Annotated in this window: 17 protein-coding genes; all 17 read left to right on the top strand. The window is 70.9% G+C overall.

Annotation, left to right across the window (positions count from 1 at the left end; genetic code table 11):
- The first annotated feature begins 1 nt into the window (after position 1).
- The 17 genes from OHB04_RS06110 (at position 2) to OHB04_RS06030 (ending at position 21437) form a co-directional block, all read left to right on the top strand.
- Positions 2 to 922, top strand: coding sequence for an ABC transporter permease (locus OHB04_RS06110; protein ID WP_326686659.1), 921 nt, complete (start codon positions 2 to 4; stop codon positions 920 to 922).
- Positions 919 to 1782, top strand: coding sequence for an ABC transporter permease (locus tag OHB04_RS06105; protein WP_326686658.1), 864 nt, complete (start codon positions 919 to 921; stop codon positions 1780 to 1782). The genes OHB04_RS06110 and OHB04_RS06105 overlap by 4 nt, the downstream gene beginning before the upstream one ends.
- Positions 1779 to 3179 (top strand): aminotransferase class III-fold pyridoxal phosphate-dependent enzyme, encoded by a 1401-nt coding sequence (locus OHB04_RS06100; RefSeq protein WP_326686657.1) that lies wholly within the window; start codon positions 1779 to 1781, stop codon positions 3177 to 3179. The genes OHB04_RS06105 and OHB04_RS06100 overlap by 4 nt, the downstream gene beginning before the upstream one ends.
- A gap of 35 nt (positions 3180 to 3214) precedes the next feature.
- On the top strand, positions 3215 to 4168 hold the full coding sequence (locus tag OHB04_RS06095; protein WP_326686656.1) for a succinylglutamate desuccinylase/aspartoacylase family protein: 954 nt from the start codon (positions 3215 to 3217) through the stop codon (positions 4166 to 4168).
- Entirely contained in the window at positions 4165 to 5619 is a 1455-nt protein-coding gene (locus tag OHB04_RS06090) for an aldehyde dehydrogenase family protein (RefSeq protein ID WP_326806973.1), read from the top strand. The genes OHB04_RS06095 and OHB04_RS06090 overlap by 4 nt, the downstream gene beginning before the upstream one ends.
- A complete protein-coding gene (locus tag OHB04_RS06085) occupies positions 5616 to 6569 on the top strand; it encodes an aldo/keto reductase (protein WP_326686654.1) in 954 nt (317 codons plus the stop codon). The genes OHB04_RS06090 and OHB04_RS06085 overlap by 4 nt, the downstream gene beginning before the upstream one ends.
- 80 nt (positions 6570 to 6649) lie before the next feature.
- The gene (locus tag OHB04_RS06080; protein ID WP_326686653.1) at positions 6650 to 7315 is read left to right on the top strand and encodes a haloacid dehalogenase type II; all 666 of its coding nucleotides are present in this window, start codon (positions 6650 to 6652) and stop codon (positions 7313 to 7315) included.
- A gap of 29 nt (positions 7316 to 7344) precedes the next feature.
- A complete protein-coding gene (locus tag OHB04_RS06075; RefSeq protein WP_326806972.1) occupies positions 7345 to 8628 on the top strand; it encodes an NAD(P)/FAD-dependent oxidoreductase in 1284 nt (427 codons plus the stop codon).
- 372 nt (positions 8629 to 9000) lie between these two features.
- Positions 9001 to 10104: an ABC transporter substrate-binding protein gene (locus OHB04_RS06070; protein ID WP_326686651.1), complete on the top strand. Its 1104-nt coding sequence runs from the start codon at positions 9001 to 9003 to the stop codon at positions 10102 to 10104.
- A gap of 107 nt (positions 10105 to 10211) precedes the next feature.
- The gene (locus tag OHB04_RS06065; protein WP_405806521.1) at positions 10212 to 12968 is read left to right on the top strand and encodes a SpoIIE family protein phosphatase; all 2757 of its coding nucleotides are present in this window, start codon (positions 10212 to 10214) and stop codon (positions 12966 to 12968) included.
- A gap of 89 nt (positions 12969 to 13057) precedes the next feature.
- Entirely contained in the window at positions 13058 to 13810 is a 753-nt protein-coding gene (locus tag OHB04_RS06060; protein WP_326806971.1) for an alpha-ketoglutarate-dependent dioxygenase AlkB family protein, read from the top strand.
- A 194-nt stretch (positions 13811 to 14004) separates the two neighbouring features.
- Positions 14005 to 16059: a sensor histidine kinase gene (locus OHB04_RS06055; protein ID WP_326686649.1), complete on the top strand. Its 2055-nt coding sequence runs from the start codon at positions 14005 to 14007 to the stop codon at positions 16057 to 16059.
- A gap of 32 nt (positions 16060 to 16091) precedes the next feature.
- Positions 16092 to 16508 (top strand): roadblock/LC7 domain-containing protein, encoded by a 417-nt coding sequence (locus tag OHB04_RS06050; protein WP_326686648.1) that lies wholly within the window; start codon positions 16092 to 16094, stop codon positions 16506 to 16508.
- A gap of 8 nt (positions 16509 to 16516) precedes the next feature.
- Positions 16517 to 16960: a DUF742 domain-containing protein gene (locus OHB04_RS06045; protein ID WP_326686647.1), complete on the top strand. Its 444-nt coding sequence runs from the start codon at positions 16517 to 16519 to the stop codon at positions 16958 to 16960.
- The gene (locus OHB04_RS06040) at positions 16938 to 17579 is read left to right on the top strand and encodes a GTP-binding protein (RefSeq protein ID WP_326686646.1); all 642 of its coding nucleotides are present in this window, start codon (positions 16938 to 16940) and stop codon (positions 17577 to 17579) included. Before OHB04_RS06045 ends, OHB04_RS06040 begins: the two co-directional genes overlap by 23 nt.
- On the top strand, positions 17530 to 18114 hold the full coding sequence (locus OHB04_RS06035; RefSeq protein WP_326686645.1) for a GAF domain-containing protein: 585 nt from the start codon (positions 17530 to 17532) through the stop codon (positions 18112 to 18114). Before OHB04_RS06040 ends, OHB04_RS06035 begins: the two co-directional genes overlap by 50 nt.
- Positions 18115 to 18356: 242 nt before the next feature.
- Positions 18357 to 21437: a glycoside hydrolase family 2 TIM barrel-domain containing protein gene (locus tag OHB04_RS06030; protein WP_326806970.1), complete on the top strand. Its 3081-nt coding sequence runs from the start codon at positions 18357 to 18359 to the stop codon at positions 21435 to 21437.
- Positions 21438 to 21451: the final 14 nt, after the last annotated feature.

Below are 21451 nucleotides of genomic sequence, written 5' to 3'. Positions count from 1 at the left end.
CATGGCCGTACTGGCTCCCGCATCCGGCTCCGCCGCTCCGGTGCCCCGCAAGAAACGACTGAACCGCGCGTTGGCCGACCGCCGCACCCGCTTCGGACTGCTCAACGCCACCCCTGTCGTCGTCTACCTGCTGATCCTCTTCGTCTATCCGATCTTCAGCACCCTGATGCTGAGCCTCAAGGGCGAGAACGGCGGCTTCACCCTGCACTGGTACGCCGACGCCTTCCGCGGCGCGAACCTTCAGATCCTGCTCACCACTTTGCGGGTCTCCGCCGAGACGTCGCTGATCAGCCTGGTCGTCGGTTTCGTGCTGGCTTCCGCGATCTCCCGGCTCAAGCCCCTGTGGGCGGGCCTGGCGATGCTGATCGTGGTCGTCCCGCACTTCATCAGCGCCCTCGTGCGCACCTACGGCTGGATCATCCTGCTCGGTGACAACGGCGTGGTGAACAACGTCCTGACCGACACGCATTTCCCCGGTGCTCCCTTTCAGCTGCTCTACAACGAACTGGGAGTCGTCATCGGCACCACCGCCGTGATGCTGCCGTACACCGTGCTCCTGCTCTACGCCGTGATGCGCGGCATCGACCGGCGGCTGCTCGCCGCCGCGGCCAGCATGGGCGCCGGACGGATCACGATCTTCCGCCGGGTCTACCTGCCGCTGGTGGCCCCCGGCGTGGTCAACGCCGGTGTCCTGTGCTTCATCCTGTGCGTCGGGTACTACCTCACCCCCGCCCTCATGGGCGGCGAGAAGCAGACCATGGTCGCCTCGCTCATCGACGAGCAGGTCATGAAGCAGAACCAATGGAACGGCGCCTCCGCGCTCGGCATCATCCTGCTGCTGCTCACCTTCGCCGGACTGCTGCTGCTCAGGCTGCTGAAGTCCGCGAGCGAGGCCTACCGGAATCGGGGTACCGCAGCATGACCGGGCTTCGCTCCACCCTCGCGGGGCGCCTCACCCTGGCGCTCCTCTCCACGCTGATCCTGCTGTTCCTGGCGCTGCCGATCGTCGTCATCGTGGTCACCTCCTTCGGCAAGGACGCCTTCGGCACCTTTCCGCCGGAGGCCTGGACGCTCGGCTGGTACAAGCAGCTGTTCGCCGACGGCAGCAAGTGGCCGGCCGCGCTCTCCCTGAGCGCCCTGGTCGCCGCCATGACCACCGTCTTCTCGCTCACCTTGGGCATGACCGCCGCCACGGCCCTCGTCCGCAGCGACCTGCCGCTGCGGACAGCGGTCTACGGCCTGGTCCTCGCCCCGCTGGTGATCCCCCAGGTCGTCATCGCGCTCGGCCTGTTCCTGCTGTTCGAACCGGCCGCGATGCTCGGCAGCCCGATCGCCATCGCCCTCGGCCACACCGTGCTCGCCTCGCCGATCGCCGTGCTGATCCTCATAGCCACGCTCAAGGGCATCGACGAACGCCTGGAGGACGCCGCCGCCAGCATGGGCGCGAGCCGCCTCACCATCGCCCGCCGCATCACCTTCCCGCTGGCCGCTCCCGGCATCGTCGCCGCCGCGATCTTCTCCTTCATCACCAGCTTCGACGAGTTCTTCATCTCGCAGTTCCTGTCCTCCGTGGACACCGTGACCCTGCCCGTCGAGGTGTTCAACGTCCTCCAGTACAACGTCGACCCGTCGGTGACCGCCGTCAGCGCGATCCTCATCGCGGTCGCCGTCGTCGCCCTCGCACTTGTCGGCGTGGCCCGCCGGCTGAGCGGCTCCGGCAAGCAGGACGGCCTGCTGCCCACCGAGCCCGCGGGCCTCTCCGCCGGAAGTGAGACCCCATGACCCCCAGCACCCGCACCCCCGTCGGCGAACTGTCCGCCACCGCGGCCAGACACCTCCTGCTCAACATGACCCCCAACGGCTCGCTGGGCCACGACGGCGAGAACCTCTTCGTCGTCCGGCGCGGTGAGGGCCCCTACGTCGACGACGCGGACGGCAGGCGCTACATCGACGGACTCTCCGGCCTGTACTGCTGTCAGCTCGGCTACTCCTACGCCCCCGAGTTCGCCGAGGCGGCGGACAAGCAGCTGCGCGAGCTGTGCTTCAGCCCGCTGTGGTCCGCCTCCGCGCACCCCACGGCGATCCAACTCGCCGACCGGCTGTCCCGGATCGCCCCGGTCGATGTCGAGCACACCTTCTTCTGCGGCGGCGGTGCCGAAGCGGTCGAGACCGCCTGGAAGATCGCTCGGCGCTACCACGCGCTACGCGGCGAGGCGGGCCGTACCAAGGCGATCTCCCGCCACGGGGCCTATCACGGGCTGACCATCGGCGCCCTCTCGCTGACCGACGACGCCGGGCTGCGGGAGCCGTACGGCCCCGGCGCGATCGAGACCCGGTTCGTGTCCAACACCAACCGCTTCGGCCTCGCCCCCGAGGCCCCCGGGTCCATGGACGACGCGACGTTCACCTCCCGTCTGCTCACCGAGCTGGAGACCGCGATCCTGGCCGAGGGGCCGGAGACGATCGCCATGCTCATCGCCGAGCCGGTGCAAAACCGCGGCGGCTGCATCACCCCGCCCGACGGCTACTGGCAGGGCCTGCGGGCCCTGGCCGACCGGTACGGCTTCCTGCTCGTCGTGGACGAGGTGATCACCGCCTTCGGACGGCTGGGGGAGTGGTTCGGCGGCGACCGCTATGCCGTACGCCCGGACATCGTCACCGTCGCCAAGGGCATCACCGCCGGATACGCCCCGATGGGGGCGACTCTGGTCAGCAATCGCGTTGTCGAGGTCATCAACCAGCCCGGCGCCGTCCTCAACCACGGCTACACCTTCGCCGGACACCCGCTGAGCGCGGCCATCGCCCTGCGGAGCCTGGAGATCATGGAGCGCGACCGGATCCTGGAGAACGTCCGCGGTCTCCAAGGCCACCTCGCGAAGCGCATGGCGTCCCTCGCGGACCTGCCGATCGTCGGCGACGTCCGCGGTGCCGGGTTCTTCTACGCCTGCGAACTCGTCGGCGACCTCGACGGCGGCGGCTTCAGCGACACCGCCCGCGCCGCGCTCGTCGCCGACCTGATCCCGCGCCGGCTGCGCGAGGCCGGGCTGCTCGCCCGCGTCTACAACCGCGCCGCTCCGCTGGTCCAGATCGCACCCCCGCTGACCAGCGACCGCGGGCTCCTCGACCGCATCGCCGACATCCTCGCGGACACGCTCGACGAGGCGTCCGCAGGACTGTGACACCCGTTTCCGAACGCGTTTGTGAAAGGAACCCCATGTACTCCATCGGTCCGCTGACCGTCGCCCCCGGCGAGCGCGCCCAGGGCCTCATCCCGGTCGGCGCCAGTACCTACGGCGTGGACCTCGGCATCCCGCTGATCGTCGTCAACGGCGCCGAGCCCGGCCCGGTGCTCTGCGTGGACGCGGGCGTCCACGGTGACGAGTACGACGGCCAGGAGTCCATCCGCCGCGTCCTCGCCGAGACCGACCCGGCCACCCTCCGCGGCACCCTCGTCGGCATCCCCTGCGTGAACACCCCCGCCTTCGAGGCGGCGGCCCGCACCAGCGGCCTGGACCACCTCAACCTCAACCGCGTCTTCCCCGGCGACGCGGACGGCTCCTACTCCCTGCGGCTGGCCGCCACCTTCGTCGAGCAGGTCGTCCCCGCCGTCGACGCCCTCGTCGACCTGCACACCGGTGGCACCTTCGGCGAGATCGCCCCGCTCGTCATTCTCCAGGGCGGCTACGAGGAACTGGCCACGGACCTCGCCCTCGCGGCCGGGCACGAGCTGGTCTGGAAGGGCGGCAAGTGGGGCGGCACGGTCCGCCACCCCACCCTCGCGGCCGGCAAGCCCGCGATCACCATCGAGGCGGGCGGCGGCACCTACCGCGAGTCCAACGTCGAACTGCACATCCGCTCGATCCGCAACATCATGCGACAGCTCGGCATGACCGACGGCGAGGCGGAGCTGCGCGGCACCTGCACGACGGTCTCCGGCACCTTCGCCCGCTCCGCCGCCGGCGGCTTCTTCCTCGGGCATGCCGAGCCGGGGGAGACCTGCAAGGAAGGCGACTTGATCGCCCACATCGTCGACCACTACGGCAACACGCTCGAAGAGGTCCGCGCACCGCAGGGCGGCATCGTGCTCTGGGTGCGCCGCATCCGCACGGTCCGTCCGGGCGACGAGGTGGTCATCTTCGGCGAGGTGCAGGGGGAGATCCGGCCATGAGCAGCGATACGCGGTTGCTGCTCGTGGACGGGGACCAGGTGCCCGCCGCCGACGGCCGCACCTTCACCGTCCTCGACCCGGCGGACGGGAGAGCCATCGCCCAGGTGGCGCTGGCCGGTCCGGCCGACGTGGAGCAGGCGGTGGCGGCGGCACGCGCGGCCTTCGCCTCACCCGAGTGGGCCCGGATGCGCGCCGCCGACCGTGCCAGGCTGCTCCTGCGCATCGCCGACGCGATCCGCAACCAGGGCGAGCGGCTGGCCCGGCTGGAGAGCCAGGACGTCGGCAAGCCGCTCAGCCAGGCGAAGGCCGACGTCGAATCCGCCGCCCGCTACTTCGAGTTCTACGCGGGCGTCGCGGACAAGCTCGGCGGCTCGACGATCCCTCTCGGCCCCGGTCTGATCGACTACACCGTGCGCGAGCCGATCGGCGTCTCCGGCCAGATCATCCCGTTCAACTACCCGCTCCAGAACACCGCGAGGGGCTCCGCTCCCGCCCTGGCCGCCGGCTGCACGGTGGTGCTCAAGCCGTCGCCCGAGGCGCCGCTCACCCCGCTGGAAATCGGCCGCATCGCGCTGGAGTGCGGGCTTCCGCCGGGTGTGCTGAACGTCGTCCCCGGCGACGGGGAGACGGGTGCGGCCCTCGCCGGGCACCCGGACATCGACCAGGTCACCTTCACCGGCTCGGTGCCCACGGGCATCAAGGTCGCCCAGGCCGCCGCCGCCAATGTGGTGCCGTCGGTGACGGAGTTGGGCGGCAAGTCGCCGTTCGTCGTCTTCGCCGACGCCGACTTCGACCTGGCACTGACCGCCATCCTCGGCGCGTCGTTCAGCAACGCGGGACAGATGTGCTCGGCCGGGACCCGGCTCCTCCTCCAGCGCGGTGCCGAGGGGTTCCTGGAGCGGCTGGTCGAGAAGATCGCCACCTTGCGGGTCGGCCCCGGCCTGAAGGACCCGGACATCGGCCCACTGGTCGCAGCCCGGCAGCGCGACCGGGTACTGGGCTACCTGGATCTGGCGCGGCAGGAAGGCGCAGTGCCACTGACCGGCGGCGGCGCGCCCTCCGATCCCGAGCTGGCCGACGGCTACTACGTCGAGCCGACCGTCCTCACCGGCCTGACGAACGATGCCCGGTGCGCCCGCGAGGAGATCTTCGGACCCGTCATCACCGTCATCGACTTCGGTGACCCGGACGAGGCCCTGGAGATCGCCAACGACAGTCCGTACGGCCTGTCTTCCTACGTCTGGACCCGGGACATCGACAAGGCGATGCGCCTGGCCCAGGGCATCCGGGCCGGGCAGGTCTACGTCAACGCCACCGGCGTCGGCACCGGCGTCGAACTCCCCTTCGGCGGCTACAAGCACAGCGGCTGGGGCCGGGAGAAGGGGCTCGAAGCCCTGGCGAGCTACACGCAGACCAAGAACGTCTGCATCGGATTCGGAAGCCGGTCATGAGATACCGCGCACTCGGCGCACGCGGCCCGACCGTCTCCGTCGTCGGCGTCGGTGGCAACAACTTCGGCTCCCGCCTCGGCGAGGACGGCACGAAGGCCATCGTCCACGCGGCCCTCGACGCGGGCATCACCCTGTTCGACACGGCCGACATGTACGGCGGGTTCGGCGAGAGCGGCGGCGCCCGCGGCGACGGCGAACGCCTCCTCGGCGCCGCCCTCAAGGGGCACCGCGACCACGTCGTCCTGGCCACCAAGTTCGGCATGGAGATGGGCTCCCACGGGGAAGGAGCGGAGGCCGGACGACACGGCCCGCGAGGCTCCCGCCGCTACGTCCGGTACGCCGTCGAGGCGTCGCTGCGCCGGCTCGGCACCGACCGGATCGACGTGTACCAGTACCACGAGCCGGACGGCGTCACCCCGCTGGAGGAGACGGCCGCGGCTTTGCGGGAGCTCGCAGACGAGGGCAAGATCGGACACCTCGGCTGCTCCAGCCTCCCGGCCGAGCAGCTCAGCGACGCCTTCGTGTCGACCCAGGCCCGCTACCACCTCCTCGACCGCGGTGCGGAGAACGACCTGATCCCCGCCTGCCTGCGCAACGGCGTCGGCCTCCTTCCGTACTATCCGCTGGCCAACGGCCTGCTCAGCGGCAAGTACCGGCGCGGCCGGCCGCCTCCGCCCGGGAGCCGCCTGTCCTGGCGGCAGGGCTGGCTCACCGACGCCGCCCTCGACCGCGTCGAGGCACTCACCGCGTACGGCGCCGAACGTGGCCTGACCCTCCTCCAGGTCGCGGTGGGCGGGCTCGCAGCGCTGCCCGCCGTCGGCTCCGTCATCTGCGGCGCCATGACCCCCGAACAGGTCACCGCCAACGCCGCTGCGGCCGACTGGCTCCCCGACGCGCCCGACCTGGCCGCTCTCGACACGATCGTCGCCCCCGGCGAACGCGTCGTCTGAACTCCCGCGCATCCCCGCTCTCCTGAGAAACCCCGTTCTCCGACTCCCCTGAAAAACCCCGCGAAGCGAGGCTGAACACCATGCGAGAGATCGTCACCTTCGACGCCTACGGCACCCTGGTCGACTTCCGGCTCGGCCCCACCACCTTGAAGGTCCTCTCCGACCGGCTGGACCTGGACGGGCTGGACGTCGACGAGTTCCTGGACGACTTCCGCGTCATGCGCTTCCAGGCCGTCCTGGAGCCCTACCGCCCCTACCACGAGGTCCTGCACTCCAGCCTGCGGATGGCCATGCGCCTGCACGGTCTGGAGTACCGCACGTCCGACGGCGAAGCGCTCGTCGACGCCGTCCCCACCTTCGGCCCCTTCCCGGAGGTCCCGGACGCCCTGAACGCGCTGAAGAGCAGGTACGAGATCGCCATCATCTCCAACACCGACGACAACCTGATCGCGCGGAACGTCGAGAACATCGGTGTCGAGTTCGACTACGTCATCACCGCCCAGCAGGCGGGTGCGTACAAGCCGGACCGGCAGACCTTCGAGCACGCGTTCAAGACCATGGGCGCCGACCCGGCGCAGGTCATCCATACCGCGCAGGGCTGGGAGTACGACCAGATCCCGACCCGCGACCTCGGGCTGAAGCGCCGGGTGTGGATCAACCGCTCCGGCCGCCGCGGCAGCACGGACCACCAGCCGTACGACGAGCTGCCCGACCTGTCGGGTCTGCCGGCGCTGCTCGGCTGCTGAACTTCCGGACGGATGTGAGGACGCACGCCATGAAACAGATCCCCTACTGGCTCGACACCGCTCCCGCCCTGCCCGACCGCTCCGGAAACGCCCTGCCCGACGAGGCGGACGTCGTGGTCGTCGGCGGCGGCCTCACCGGCCTGTCCACCGCCTACCACGCCGCCCGCAGGGGCGCTCGGGTCGTCCTTGTCGAGAAGGACAAGGTCGGCTCGGGCGCCTCGGGGCGCAACGGCAGTATGTGCACCCAGGGCATCACCATCGGTGTCGGCGAGGCCCGCAGGCGCTTCGGTCAAGAGCGCGCCCGCGAGCTGTACGACGCGTTCCGTGAGGCGGTCGACGTCGTCGAGGAGCTGACGCAGAAGGAGCAGATCGACTGCGACTTCCACCGTGCAGGCCGCCTCGGTGTCGCCTTCAAACCGCAGCACTTCGAGTCGATGCGGGCCACCCAGCGCGACCTGGCGGAGAACTTCGGGCACGAGACCAGGCTCCTGACCCGCGGTGAGCTGAAGTCGGAACTGAGTTCGGGGTACTACCACGGTGCTCTGCTCGACCCGCTCAGCGCCGCCCTGCACGTGGGCAAGTACGTCCACGGTCTCGCCGAGGCCGCCGAGCGGGCCGGCGCCGAGATCCACGAACGCAATGCCGCCACCGGCCTCACCCGCCTTCCCGGCGGCGGCTTCCTGGTCGAGACCCTGCACGGCACCATCCGTGCCAAGCAGGTCATGGCCGCCACCGACGCCTACACCGACAAGGCGATGCCGTGGTTCCGCAAGCGGCTGATCAACGTCGGCAGCTTCATCATCGTCACCGAACCGCTGGGGGAGGAGCGCGCCCGCGAACTCATCCCGAACGCCCGGCTGGTGGTCGACTCCAAGAACATCGGCCACTACGTCCGTCTCACCCCGGACAACCGCCTCGCCTTCGGCGGCAGGGCCCGCTTCGCCCCGTCCAACCCCGCCTCCGACGTCAAGAGCGGCGCCATCCTGAAGCGGGAGATGACGGAGATCTTCCCGCAGCTGGCCGACGTGCGGATCGACTACGTCTGGGGCGGCATGGTCGGCTTCTCCTGGGACCGCCTCCCGCACGCGGGCGAGGCGGGCGGCCTGTACTACTCCATGGGCTACTGCGGCCACGGCGTCCAGATGGCCACCTACATGGGCCGCGCGGTCGCCGAGATGATGGACGGCAAGCCGGATGCGAACCCGCTGCGCGGCCTCGGCTTCCCGAAGGTCCCTGTCCCCTTCTACAACGGCACCGCGTGGTTCCTGCCGTTCGGCGGGGCGTACTACAAGGCCAAGGACCGGCTGCGCTGAGCGGGTGCCGGGACCGGCACTGCCGGGGGTCCTCCGCCATGCCGGGCGGAGGGCCCCCGGCATGCGTGCGGCGGATCCGCCCGCGCGCACGGCTCGGACACATCCGCCGCGAAGTCCTCCGGACGGCACCGCACTTCAGCCGGCCCCCCGGACGCCACTCCCCGCACCCGTGGGGATGGGCCATCGCCAGGCTCCGCACCGAACAGTTGCGGTCTCCCTCCATGTTCCGTCTGCTAAGGCATGATATGTCCTGCTAAGTCCTTGGCTGGGGTTTCGCGCAGGAGGAGGAGTTCCCATGGTGATGTCGAATCGCGAGCGCGTTGACGCCGCACCGACCTGGCTGTCGCGGGCCGGCATCGCGGGAGGCCGACGGTGAGAGACGTCGGGATCGACCGCAGGGCGCTCCTGCGCCGAGTCGGTGGAATCGCGGCAGGCGTCGCCACCACTTCGCTCACCGCGTGCGAGACCGGCGCCGACCGCGACAGCACCGGCACGAAGGGGGCCAAGGGCAGCAAGACGCTCGTCGTCCGCGACGCCGGCGGCACCTACGGCGCAGCGAACCGGAAGGCCGTCTACGACCCGTTCACCAAAGAGACCGGCATCCGGATCAAAGTGGTGAACCCCCTTTACGAGGAGATGCTCGCCCAGATCAAGAAGGGCCGCCCGCGCTTCGACGTCATGGACACCAACATGGCCGACCTGGCGCGCTTCCATCAGGAGGATGCCATTGAGGAGCTGGACTACGACCGGCTGAAGCACGCCAAGGACGCGGGCATCGCCGAGTCCCTGCTCACCTCCTACGGCCTCGGCAAGAACTACTGGGCGAGCGTCATGGCGTACCGCACCGACGCGTTCGGCGGGAAGAAGCCCGAGACCTGGGCGGACTTCTGGGACACCAAGGCGTTCCGGGGCAGCCGTGCGCTGCAAGGATCGGTGGACTTTCCGGAGCTGGAGTTCGCCCTGCTCGCCGACGGCGTGCCGCTCCACAAGCTGTACCCCCTCGATGTCGACCGCGCCTTCAAGGCCCTCGACGAGATCAAGGGCTCCGTGCGGACGTTCTGGGAGGACGGCGCTGTGCCGGGGGAACTGCTGGACCGCAAGGAGGTCGTGGCCTCCAGCGTCTGGAACGGCCGCCTCCAGGATCTGATCCAGCGTGGCGCCCCACTCGCCTACCAGTGGAACGGCGCCCGCAGGCAGAGCAACGGCTACGGAATCCCCAAGGGCGCCGAGAACCCCGACGCCGCCTACCGGCTCATCGACTTCGCCCTGCGGCCCGAGGTGCAGGCCAACACCGCCAAGATCTACCCCCAGGGCCCCGTCGTGCCCATCGCCTACACGAACCTGTCGGAGAACGACGCCACGAATCTGGCCAGCACTCCCGGGCACCTGGCGTCCAGCTTCGACCTGGACGTGGAGTGGTGGCTCAAGAACAAGGACACCGTGACCAAGCGCTGGCGAAAGTGGATGCGCGCCTGAGTCCGATGCGCTGCCTCAAGCGGCGGTCCCCGAAGCTCTCCTCGCCGCCGGGCTCGATGAGAGTTCCGGAGCAATCTCGCAATTGACAACATATGAGAAATAAGGGTATGGACAAGTACTTCGGTCGATTCCGGGAGTCTGCCAGGCGGTCGCCGGGGCGGCGTTTGCGCTCCTTGCTGAGGCCGCGCAGCGTGGCGGGCCAGGTGTTCCTGCTGCAACTGGTGATCATGGTGCTGTTCGCCGCGGTAGCGGGGGTCACCCTGGTGTTGCAGGCCCGGCACTCGACCATCGCCGAGGCCCGGAAGCTGTCGATGGGAGTCGCCCAGACCTTCGCGCACGCCCCAGGGACGCTGGACGCCATGAAGTCCCACGACCCCACTTCGCTGCTTCAGCCCCGCGCGGAGGAGGCCCGGAAGGACACCGGGGTCGACTACATCGTCGCGTTCGATCCGCAGGGCTTCCGCTGGACCCATCCCGACCCGAAGCTGATCGGGAAGCACGTCTACGCCATTCGCAAGAACGCGGCTGCCGACAAGCCTTTCACCCAGACCTTCGAGGGCAGCCTGGGCCTCGCCGTGGACACGACGGTCCCGGTCTACGACACCGGCGGCAAGACGATCGTCGGCTTCGTCTCGGTCGGAGTCACGGTCAGCAGCGTGAACGACGTGGTGGAGGGGCAGTTGCCGAACCTGCTCGGCATCGCCGGCGGCGCGCTGGCCGTGGCGGCGGGTGGGACGGCGTTGGTCTCCTGGCGGCTGCGACGGCAGACCCGCGGCCTGGATCCATCCGAGATGACCCGGATGTACGAACACCACGACGCGGTTCTGCACGCGGTGCGGGAGGGGGTCTTGATCATTGGTGGTGACGGGCGGCTGCTGCTGGCCAACGACGAGTCGCGGCGACTGCTGGATCTGCCCGCGGACGCCGAGGAACGCCGCGTCACAGATCTGGACCTGGAAGCGGGCACAGCCGAGCTGCTGGTCTCGGGCCGGGCGGTCACCGACGAGGTGCACCTGGCCGGCGACCGGCTGCTGGCGGTCAACATGCGACCGGTCGACCCCGGCGGCGGGCCGGCCGGCAGCGTGGCAACGCTGCGCGACACGACAGAACTGCGGGCGCTGACGGGCCGGGCGGAGGTGGCCCGGGAGCGACTGTGGCTGCTGTACGAGGCGGGGGTGCGGATCGGTACGACGCTGGATGTGGCGCGCACCGCCCAGGAGCTGGCCGAGGTGGCGGTCCCCCGGTTCACCGACGCCGCCACGGTCGACCTGCTGGACCCGGTCCTGCGGGGTGAGGAGCCGGCCGGGCCCAGCCCCGAGATGCGCCGCGCGGCGGTTCACGGCGGCGAAAGTGCCCGATCTCTCTACCCCGTGGGAAAACTGATCAGCTTCGCCCCCACCACGCCCATGGCCGTCGGCTCCGCGCGTGGCCGCGCGGTCCTCGAAGCCGACCTGGTCACCTCCGACGGTTGGAAGGCCCAGGATCCCGAACACGCCCAGCATCTGCTGGACCAGGGCTTCCACTCTTTGATCACCGTGCCGCTACAGGCCCGCGGTGTGGTGCTGGGGATCGCCAGCTTCTGGCGCTCGGAGAAAGACCCCTTCGAGGAGGAGGACCTGGCCTTCGCCGAGGAACTCGCCGCCCGGGCCGCGGTGGCCATCGACAACGCGCGCCGCTACACCCGCGAGCGCGCCCTGGCCGAGACGCTCCAACGCAGCCTGCTGCCCCGCTCCCTGCCCGACCAGTCAGCCGTCGAAGTCGCCCACCGCTACCTGCCGGCCAGGGAAGGGGTGGGCGGCGACTGGTTCGACGTCATCCCGCTGCCCGGCGCACGGGTCGCGCTGGTGGTCGGCGACGTGGTCGGCCACGGCCTCCACGCCGCGGCCACCATGGGCCAGCTGCGCACCGCGGTACACAACTTCTCCGCACTGGACCTGCCCCCGGACGAGCTGCTCGGGCACCTGGACGAACAGGTCACCCGCATCGACAGCCAGGAGAGCCCCGAAAGCGACGGCGAGGGCGTCACGGGAGCCACGTGCCTCTACGCGGTCTACGACCCGGTCTCCGGGGCGTGCTCGCTGGCCCGGTCCGGGCATCCGGAGCCCGCCCTGGTGCACTCCGACGGCACGGTGGAGTTCCTCCACGTGCCGGTCTCGCCGCCGCTGGGCCTGGGCGGTGGCCTGCCCTTCGAGACCGCTGAGCTCACCTTGCCCGAGGACTCCCGGCTGGTGCTGTACACCGACGGCCTGATCGAGAACCGGGACCGGGACATCGACGCCGGCCAGGAGATGTTGCGCGACGCCTTGGCCCACCCGGGCCGGACCCCGGAGGAGACCTGCCAGGCCGTCTTCGACGCCCTGCTTCCGGCCCGCCCGAGTGACGACATCGCTCTGCTCGTCGCCCGCACCCGCCTGCTGGACCCCTCCAAGGTCGCGGACTGGGACGTACCCGGCGATCCCGCGGCCGTCGCCAGGATCCGGGCGGACGCAACCCGCCGGCTGGAAGCCTGGGGACTGGCAGAGGTGGCTCCCACCACCGAGCTGGTGATCAGCGAGTTGGTCACCAACGCCATCCGCTACGGCACCGGCCCGATCCGGCTGCGGCTGCTGCGCGACCGCGACAGCCTGATCTGCGAGGTCGCCGACGGCAGCAGCACCTCGCCGCACCTGCGTCGGGCCGCGGCCACCGACGAAGGCGGGCGAGGGCTGTTCCTCGTCGCCCAGTTCGCGCAACGGTGGGGCACCCGCTACATCGCCCGCGGCAAGGTGATCTGGACGGAACAGTTCCTCCACGGCCCAGCGACCGACGCCGGCGGAGCAAGCGTCGACGACCTGCTGGACCAATGGGACGACCCGGCCTGGTGACGGCCGCGCGGAGCGATGAGGTGGTGCTGTCCCAGCCGGGCGGCAGACGCGGACCTGTCCGGGGCCGGCGCCTGCGGCAGAATCGGCGGATGAGTACGGGTGAGCTGTTCGCGCGCGAAACGGAGGAGGTCGCCCCTGGCGCGGTGCACCTGCCGGACTGGTTGTCCGGGCAGGAGCAGCACGAGCTGCTGGCGGCGTGCCGGGAGTGGGCGAAGCCGCCTGCTGGGCTGCGAACTGTGCGGTTGGCAGGCGGTAAGGAGATGTCGGTCAAACAGTTCTCGCTCGGCCGGCATTGGGGCCCGGTGGCCAGATGCCCGAACTGCGGGCAGGCCGTAAATGAACCCCCGCAATCCTGTGACCGCCACCGGTTCCCCTACGGCTACGCGCCGACCGTCGTGGACGGCGGGGGCGAGCCCGTCAAGCCGTTCCCGGAGTGGCTGGGGGAGTGGGCGCGCACCGCCGTGGACGACGCCTCGGCCGTCGTGGAAGCGGGGTCCGGGTCAGGGGCGTACGGGGAGAGGCCGTGCGCCGCTCCGTACGACATCGCACTCGTCAACTTCTACGGTGCCTCGGCGCGCATGGGCATGCACCGCGACAGCGACGAGCGCTCCGGCGAACCGGTCGTCTCCTTCAGCCTGGGGGACGACTGCGTCTTCCGGTTCGGGACCCCGCAGGGACGCGGCAGGCCCTGGCGGGACGTGGTGCTGCGCAGTGGCGACGCCTTTGTCTTCGGCGGCCCCAGCAGGCTCGCCTACCACGGTGTGCCCCGCACGGATCCGGGCACGGCACCCGCCGCGCTCGGGCTGCGCGGGCGGGTCAACGTGACGGTGCGGGCATATTGAAATCCCGGCGCCACCGGGGGAGTTGGGGCGCTCGGAGGGGTACGAAGGGTCAATCGGAAACCTGAGATCTTCACTCGTTGGGAGCTGGCGAGGGGTGGCGAATACCCCGTCTGTGCCGGGCAGGGGTCATCGCGAGGGCTAGCGTGGCGACGGCTCAGACACCTCCCTCACCCTCAACTCCCACCGAGGACCCAATGCCTGAACCTCCGAGCTGCACGGTGCAGACAGGAAGGGGAACCTCCGGTACCGCTCCCGCGGCCGTCGCTCCGTCCGGGCCTCCCGGCGCCGGCGGCGCGCGACGGCGGCACGGCAGGGCTCCCGCACGCGAGAGCGCGGGCGACGCGGCGGTGCGCCGCCGCCTGGTCCGGCTCGCGGTGCTGCCCGCCGGGCTGATCGCGGTCGCCGGTGCCGCCGTGGTCGCCTACGTCATGCGGGTCCGGGGCGGGATCGACGCCACGGGCACGCCGGGGCCCGGAGCCGTGGGCGCCCCCGTCTGGGGAGTGCTGGCGGGCAGCTTGCTGCTGGTCTGCGCGGTGATCGTCACCGCCGCCATGCTGGCCTCCTCCGAGGCGCACGGCACCGTCGAGCGCTGCGCCGCGCTGCGCCGCTCCACCGCGCGCGGTCAGGCCGAACTCGAGTCGATGCTGCACGCGCTGGAGCGCGGCGAGCGCCCCAGGCCGCGCACCCCGGCCCCCGAGGGCGAGCCCGTCGGAGACGCGCTGGACCTGCTCTCCTACGAGGCCGTACTCGCCCAGCGCGGCGCCGAGACCGCCGTCGCCGAGGCGGCGGCGCTGATCCGCAGCACCTACAGCGGCAGTGAGGAGAAGGTCGAGGTCTTCGTCAACCTCGCCCGCCGGCTCCAGTCCCTGGTGCACCGGGAGATCGAGCTGCTGGACGAGCTGGAGAACGAGGTCGAGGACCCGGACCTGCTCAAGGGCCTCTTCCACGTCGACCACCTGGCCACCCGCATCCGGCGCCACGCGGAGAACCTCGCCGTGCTCGGCGGCGCCGTCTCGCGGCGCCAGTGGACCCGCCCCGTCTCGATGACGGAGGTGCTGCGCTCCTCCATCGCGGAGGTCGAACAGTATCCGAGGGTCAAGCTCGTGCCCCCCATCGAGGGCACGCTGCGCGGACACGCCGTGGCGGACGTCATCCACCTGCTCGCCGAACTCATCGAGAACGCCACGGTGTTCTCCGCGCCCCAGACCCAGGTGCTGCTGCGCGCCCAGCACGTCACCGCCGGGCTCGCCATCGAGGTCGAGGACCGGGGCCTGGGCATGACGCCGGCCGAGCAGAGCCACATGAACGCGGTGCTCTCCGAGCCCGGCCAGATCGACGTGCCCGAGCTGCTGCGTGACGGCCGCATCGGGCTCTTCGTGGTCTCGGCGCTCGCCCGCAGGCACGGCGTCGTCGTACAGCTCCAGAGCAACATCTACGGCGGCGTCCAGGCCGTGCTCGTGCTGCCCAGGGGGCTGCTGGGGGACACCGGCGAGGAGGCCGGGAAGGCGGGCGACGCCGGTGCCCGGTCCGCGAGCGGCGCCCCGCCGGTGCGCGCCGCGACCGCCGTTCCCGCGCAGGCGGGCGCCGACCGTGAGGGGTCGGTCCCACCGCCTGCCGAGCCGGAGCCGGTCGACGGACATCCGGTGCCCGCGCGCCCGGCCGCGAGCGTGCCCGACCCCCGGCCCCGCTCGCAGATCCGCGCCAAGGCCCCGCACGCCCGGCCGGATCCGGAGGGGGCTGCCGGCGAGGAGCGCGCCTCCGGATACCCGGGGCTCCAGCCGCTGCCCCGGCTGGATGTCCGCGAGCAGCCGGAGACGGGAGCGGCGAGCGCGCACGGCGATCAGCGGTCCTGGGAGAGCGCCGGTGAGGGCCCCGGCAACGGCCGCCCCCGGCTGCCCAAGCGCCGCCGCCAGGAACATCTGGTCCCCGAACTGCGCGATCCCCCGCCCGCCTACCTGGGCTCCCGCGCGGAGGCGGTCGCCGAGGAGGGCCACGACCCGGGCCTGATGGCCGCCTTCCGCAGGGGCACGAGCCTGGCCTACGAAGCGTGCGGGGCCGATGAGGGGGACCCGGGCACACCCGGCGGGGCCCGCTCCGCCGAGATGCCGGGGCTGCTTGAAGCGCCGGGCCTGCCCGGCCTGCCCGAACTCCCCGATCTCACCGAGGGATCCGACCCCGCCGTCAGCGGTGAGGTCCCCGGTGGTCCGTCCCCCGCCTCCGGCGGGGACACCTCACGCCCCGCACGCTAGCGTGGCCCGCCCTCAAGGAGAAGAACGCGATCATGGTGAGCGAAGCCCCGGCGGGGCAGAACACCGACCTCTCCTGGCTGTTGACCGGTCTGGTGCAGCGCGTACCGCATACCAACAGCGCGCTGCTGCTGTCCTCCGACGGGCTGGTGAAAGCCGTGCACGGACTGGAGCCCGACACCGCCGACCACATGGCGGCGCTCGCCTCCGGCCTCTACTCCCTGGCCCGCAGCGCGGGGGTCCGGCTGGGGGAGGGCGGGGAGGTGCGGCAGGTGGTGGTCGAGCTGGAGGTCTCGCTGCTCTTCGTCTCCACGGCGGGACAGGGAGCCTGCCTGGCTGTGCTGGCGGGCCGCGAGGCGGATGCCGCGGTGCTGGGGTACGAGATGGCGATGCTGGTCAAGAGCGTCCGTCCCTGTCTTGTGACACCCGCACGGCAGCGCGTGGGGCACTGAGGCCGCCGATGCGCACTCCCCAGCAGGGTCCCGGCGGCCCCCGCAGTGTGCGGAAGCCGCGTGCGGACGCCGCGGGAGTGCGGGGGGCGCCCCCGCTGCTGGACGACGACGCGGGCCGGCTGGTCAGGCCGTACACCGTCTGCGACGGACGCACCAGGCCCACCGCGCACTTCGACCTGATGACCCTGGTGATGGCCACCGGCGCCCGCCCCCAGAGCTATCTGGGCCCCGACCACACCCAGGTCCTGGGCCTGTGCGGCGGCCCGGTCTCGGTGGCCGAACTCGCGGCACAGATACGGCTGCCGGCCGTCGTCACCAAGGTCCTGCTGTCGGACCTGGCCGACTGCGGGGCGATCTCCGCGCGGGCCCCCTCACGCGCGCCGTTGGGCCCCGATCCGACCGACCGAGAACTGTTGGAGGCGGTGCTGGATGGGCTCCGTAAACGACTCTGAGACGAACATGCCGCCCGCGGACCCCTTTCCCACGGCGCTGAAGATCCTGGTGGCGGGAGGCTTCGGGGTCGGCAAGACCACCTTCGTCGGCGCCGTCAGCGAGATCGAACCGCTGAGCACCGAGGAACTGCTCACGCAGGCCGGCGTGGGCACGGACGACCTGACCGGGGTGGAGAACAAGTCGACGACGACCGTGGCCATGGACTTCGGCCGCATCTCCCTCGGCTCCAAGCACGTCCTCTATCTCTTCGGCACCCCCGGCCAGGAGCGCTTCTGGTTCCTGTGGGACGAGCTGTGCGCGGGGGCGCTGGGCGCCGTGGTGCTCGCCGACACCCGCAGGCTCGAACACTGCTTCTCCGCAGTGGACTTCTTCGAGCGAAGAGGCATCGGCTTCATCGTCGCCGTCAACGAGTTCGACGGCGCCTTCCACTACGACCCTGACGAAGTACGTGCCGCGATAGACCTCAAGCCCGAGGTGCCGGTCGTGCTCTGCGACGCCCGGCACGCCAGCTCGGGCGCGGGAGTCCTGGTCTCACTGGTGCAGCATCTGATCGATTCATGGAGTCCGCATGCCCCCGACGTCGTACGACCCCACGAGCCACCTCCTCCTCACTCCTGAAGACGCCGAGGCGCCCCGCCGTGTCGTCAGGCTGCGTGAGCTGGGGCTCGGTGAGGCGCCGGTTCCCGAGTTCGACGAGTTCGCCCGCGAGCTGGCGAACGTGACCGGAGCGCCGTACGCGATGGTCAACTTCATCGACGAGCACCGGCAGTACTTCGCCGGGCTCTACACCCCCGCCGCCGGGACGGCCGTCGGGCCGGCGCCCTCGGGCGCCCCCGGCACGGCCCCCCGGCCGTGCCGGGTGATGGCGCGGGACCACGGCTACTGCCCGCACGTGGTGGTGCGCCGCAAGGCGCTGGTGCTGGAGGACGTGTGCGACTACCCGCGCTTCGCGGGCAACCCCGTCGTGGACGAGATCGGCATCCGCTCCTACCTGGGCGCGCCGCTGATCGACCGTACGGGCATGACGCTCGGCACCGTGTGTGTGGTCGCGCAGGAGCCGAGGCCCTGGGGACGACAGGGCCTGGAGACCATCAAGTCGATGGCGGCCGAGTTGGTGGAGCGGATCCACCGGCTGGAGGCAGGGACCGGCTGAGCGCGGGCCCGCCACGCGGGGTTCACCGGTCCGGGCAGCGGCGGGGCGGTCGGCGGTGGTGCGGCAGGGGGGAACGATGTTGTGCGAAAGCGTTGATATCCCTTGATCTCCGTGGTGTCTTGTGGGGCATGGAAGCCAAGCCATGGGCACGACGGAATTTTCTGACGGCAAGTGGCGGCGTTCTTGCAGGGTGGGCCGCCCTCGTGGAACAGAAGGGGGCCTTCGCTGCCGGAGACGGACCGATGGATGACGGAACCGGAAAGGAGTGGGACGCGGATCCGACCGCCTTCGAGGTCAACCGCGAACCGGCGCGCGCGGCGCTCGTGCCGTACCGGGACACCGCTTCCGCACTCCGGGGAAAACGCACTACCTCGCCCTACTACCGGTCACTGAACGGGAGTTGGCGCTTCCGCTGGTCGGAGAACCCCGGCAAGCGGCCCGAGGGCTTTCACCGCCCCGGCTACGACGACAGCGACTGGGACCGTATCCCCGTCCCGTCCAACTGGGAGATGCGCGGCTACCGCGAACCCATCTACCTCAACATCCCCTACCCGTGGACCGGCTACGAGCGGCCCGAACCGCCGCACGTGCCGAAGGACTTCAACCCCGTCGGCTCCTACCGGCGCACCTTCACCGTGCCACGCGGCTGGCGCGGGCGCCGCACCCTCCTCTCCTTCCAGGGCGTGAAGTCCGCCTTCTTCGTCTGGGTGAACGGAGAGCGCGTCGGATACAGCGAGGACAGCTACACCCCGGCCGAGTTCGACATCGGCGACCGGTTGCGCGAGGGCGACAACACCCTCGCCGTCGAGGTCTACCGCTGGTCGGACGGCAGCTGGCTGGAGGACCAGGACATGATCGACCTGTCCGGGATCTTCCGCGAGGTCTACCTCTACTCCGTCCCCCGTATCCACCTGCACGACGTCCACGTGCGCACCTCCTTCAACGACACGCGCACGCTCGCGGACCTGAACCTCCACGTGCGGTTACGCGACACCACGGGAGGGACCGCGGGCACCTACACCGTCTCCGGCACCCTCTACGACGCCGAGGGGCGGGAGGTGGACGCGGGCCCGCTCAGCGGCAGCGTGGCGCCCCCGCCGTCGGGCACGGCCGCTGTGGAGCTGGCCGGAAAGGTGAGGGACCCGAAGCTGTGGTCGGCCGAGAGCCCCAGCCTCTACACGCTTCTCCTGAGCGTGCGGGCCCCCGGCGGCGAGCGCACCGAGATCCAGCGCGTGCGCTTCGGCTTCCGCGAGATCACCTTCGGGCCCGGCGCACTGGAGATCAACGGCAAGCCGCTCGTGCTGGCCGGCACCAACCGGCACGAGTCCGACCCGGTGCACGGTCAGGCCGTGCCCGAGGAGGTCATGCTGCGCGACGTGCGGCTGATGAAGCAGCACAACATCAACGCCGTCCGCACCTCGCACTACCCCAACGCGCCCCGCTGGCTGGAGCTGTGCGACGAGTACGGTCTGTACGTCATCGACGAGGCGAACCTGGAGACCCACGAGCTCCGCGACACCCTGCCGGCCTCGCTGCCCGAGTGGAAGGCCGCCTGCCTCGACCGGGCGCGCAGCATGGTCGAGCGCGACAAGAATCACGCGTGTGTCGTCATGTGGTCCCTGGGCAACGAGGCGGGCGAGGGCAGCAACTTCCGCGCGATGGCCGACTGGATCCGCGAGCGGGACAGCTCCCGCCCCGTGCACTACGAGGGCATGAACGCGGTCGCCGACGTCGAGAGCTGGATGTACGCGCCGCCCGCCGAGGTCGAGGAGTACGGGAAGTCCGGCAACCCCAAGCCCTTCATCCTGTGCGAATACTCGCACTCCATGGGCAACAGCACCGGCAACTTCCGCGAGTACTGGGATATCTTCGAGCGCTATCCCAACCTCCACGGCGGCTTCGTCTGGGACTGGGTCGACCAGGCCATCACCCGCCCCGTACCCGGCGACCCCTCGCGCACCTACTTCTCCTACGGCGGCGACTGGGTGCCCGGATACCCGACCGACGGCATCTTCTCCTGCGACGGCCTCGTACGCCCCGACCGCGAACCGGATCCGGAGCTCCAGGAGGTCAAGCACGTCTACCAGCGCGTCTCCTTCCGGGGCGCCGGCGACTGCGCGGTGGCACGGGGCGAGGTCGAGATCACCAACAAGCAGCTCTTCAGCGGACTCGACGCCTACGAACTGCGCTGGGAGGTCACCCGCGACGGCGAGCGCGTACAGCACGGCACCCTGTGCCCGCCCGCCACGGAACCCGGCCGCCGCAGCACCGTACGCGTCCCGGTCGAGCGCCCCGGGCGGCCCGTGCCCGGGGCCGAGTTCTGGCTCAACCTCTCCCTCGTCCTGCGCCGCGACACCTCCTGGGCGAAGGTGGGGCACGAGGTCGCCGGAGGGCAGCTCCAGCTCACCGGCTGGCAGAAGCCGGCACCCGCCGACCCCGGTCCGGGCGGGCTTCCGCCGGTCGAGGTGGCGGAGACCGACAGCAAGGTGACCGTCAGCGGGCGGGACTTCAGCTGCACGCTCGACAAGGCCAGCGGCACGCTCACCGACTTCCGGCACAAAGGCACACGGCTGCTCACCGGGGGCCCCGTGCCCAACTTCTGGCGCGCGCCGACCGACAACGACATCGGCCGGAAGTTCCACGAGACGGCGAAGACCTGGAAGGAGGCGGGCACCAAGCGGAAGACCGACTCGGTGAAGACGTCCCGTGAGGGCCGCTCCGTGGTCACCATCGAGGTCCGCTCCACCCTGCCCACGGCGCCCGCCACCTGCGCGTACACCACCGTCTTCACCGTGCGCGGCGACGGTGAGGTCCGCGTCGAGCACACCCTGGAGCCGGGCAAGGGGCTGCCCGATCTGCCGATGGTGGGGGCGCTGCTGACGCTGCCCGAGCGCTACGGCACGTTCGGCTGGTACGGGCGCGGGCCGCAGGAGAACTACCAGGACCGCAAGACCGGGGCCAGAGTGGGGCGCTACCGCTCCAGCGTCGACGAACAGTTCACCCCGTATGTGCGCCCGCAGCAGTGCGGCAACGTCACCGACGTGCGCTGGGGCAAGCTCACCGGCAAGGACGGCACCGGATTGCGCGTCGAGGCACACGGCGGGGACCAACTGGAGCTGAGCGCACTGCGGTTCAGGCCCGCCGACCTCGACGGGCCCAGACACCCCTACGAACTGAAGCCGCGCCGGGCGGCCGTGCTGGGGGTCAACCACCGGCAGATGGGCGTGGGCGGAAACGACTCGTGGGGCGCTTCGCCGCTGGAGGAATACCTCCTTCACGCGGACCGTACCTACCGTTACGGTTACCGCCTGCGCGGGGTGTGATCCCCGGCGGGACC

It is taken from the genome of Streptomyces sp. NBC_01775 (assembly GCF_035917675.1).
Classification (GTDB): Bacteria; Actinomycetota; Actinomycetes; order Streptomycetales; family Streptomycetaceae; genus Streptomyces.
Note: the sequence above shows the minus strand (reverse complement) of the source record. Positions and strands in the feature narration are given on the sequence as shown.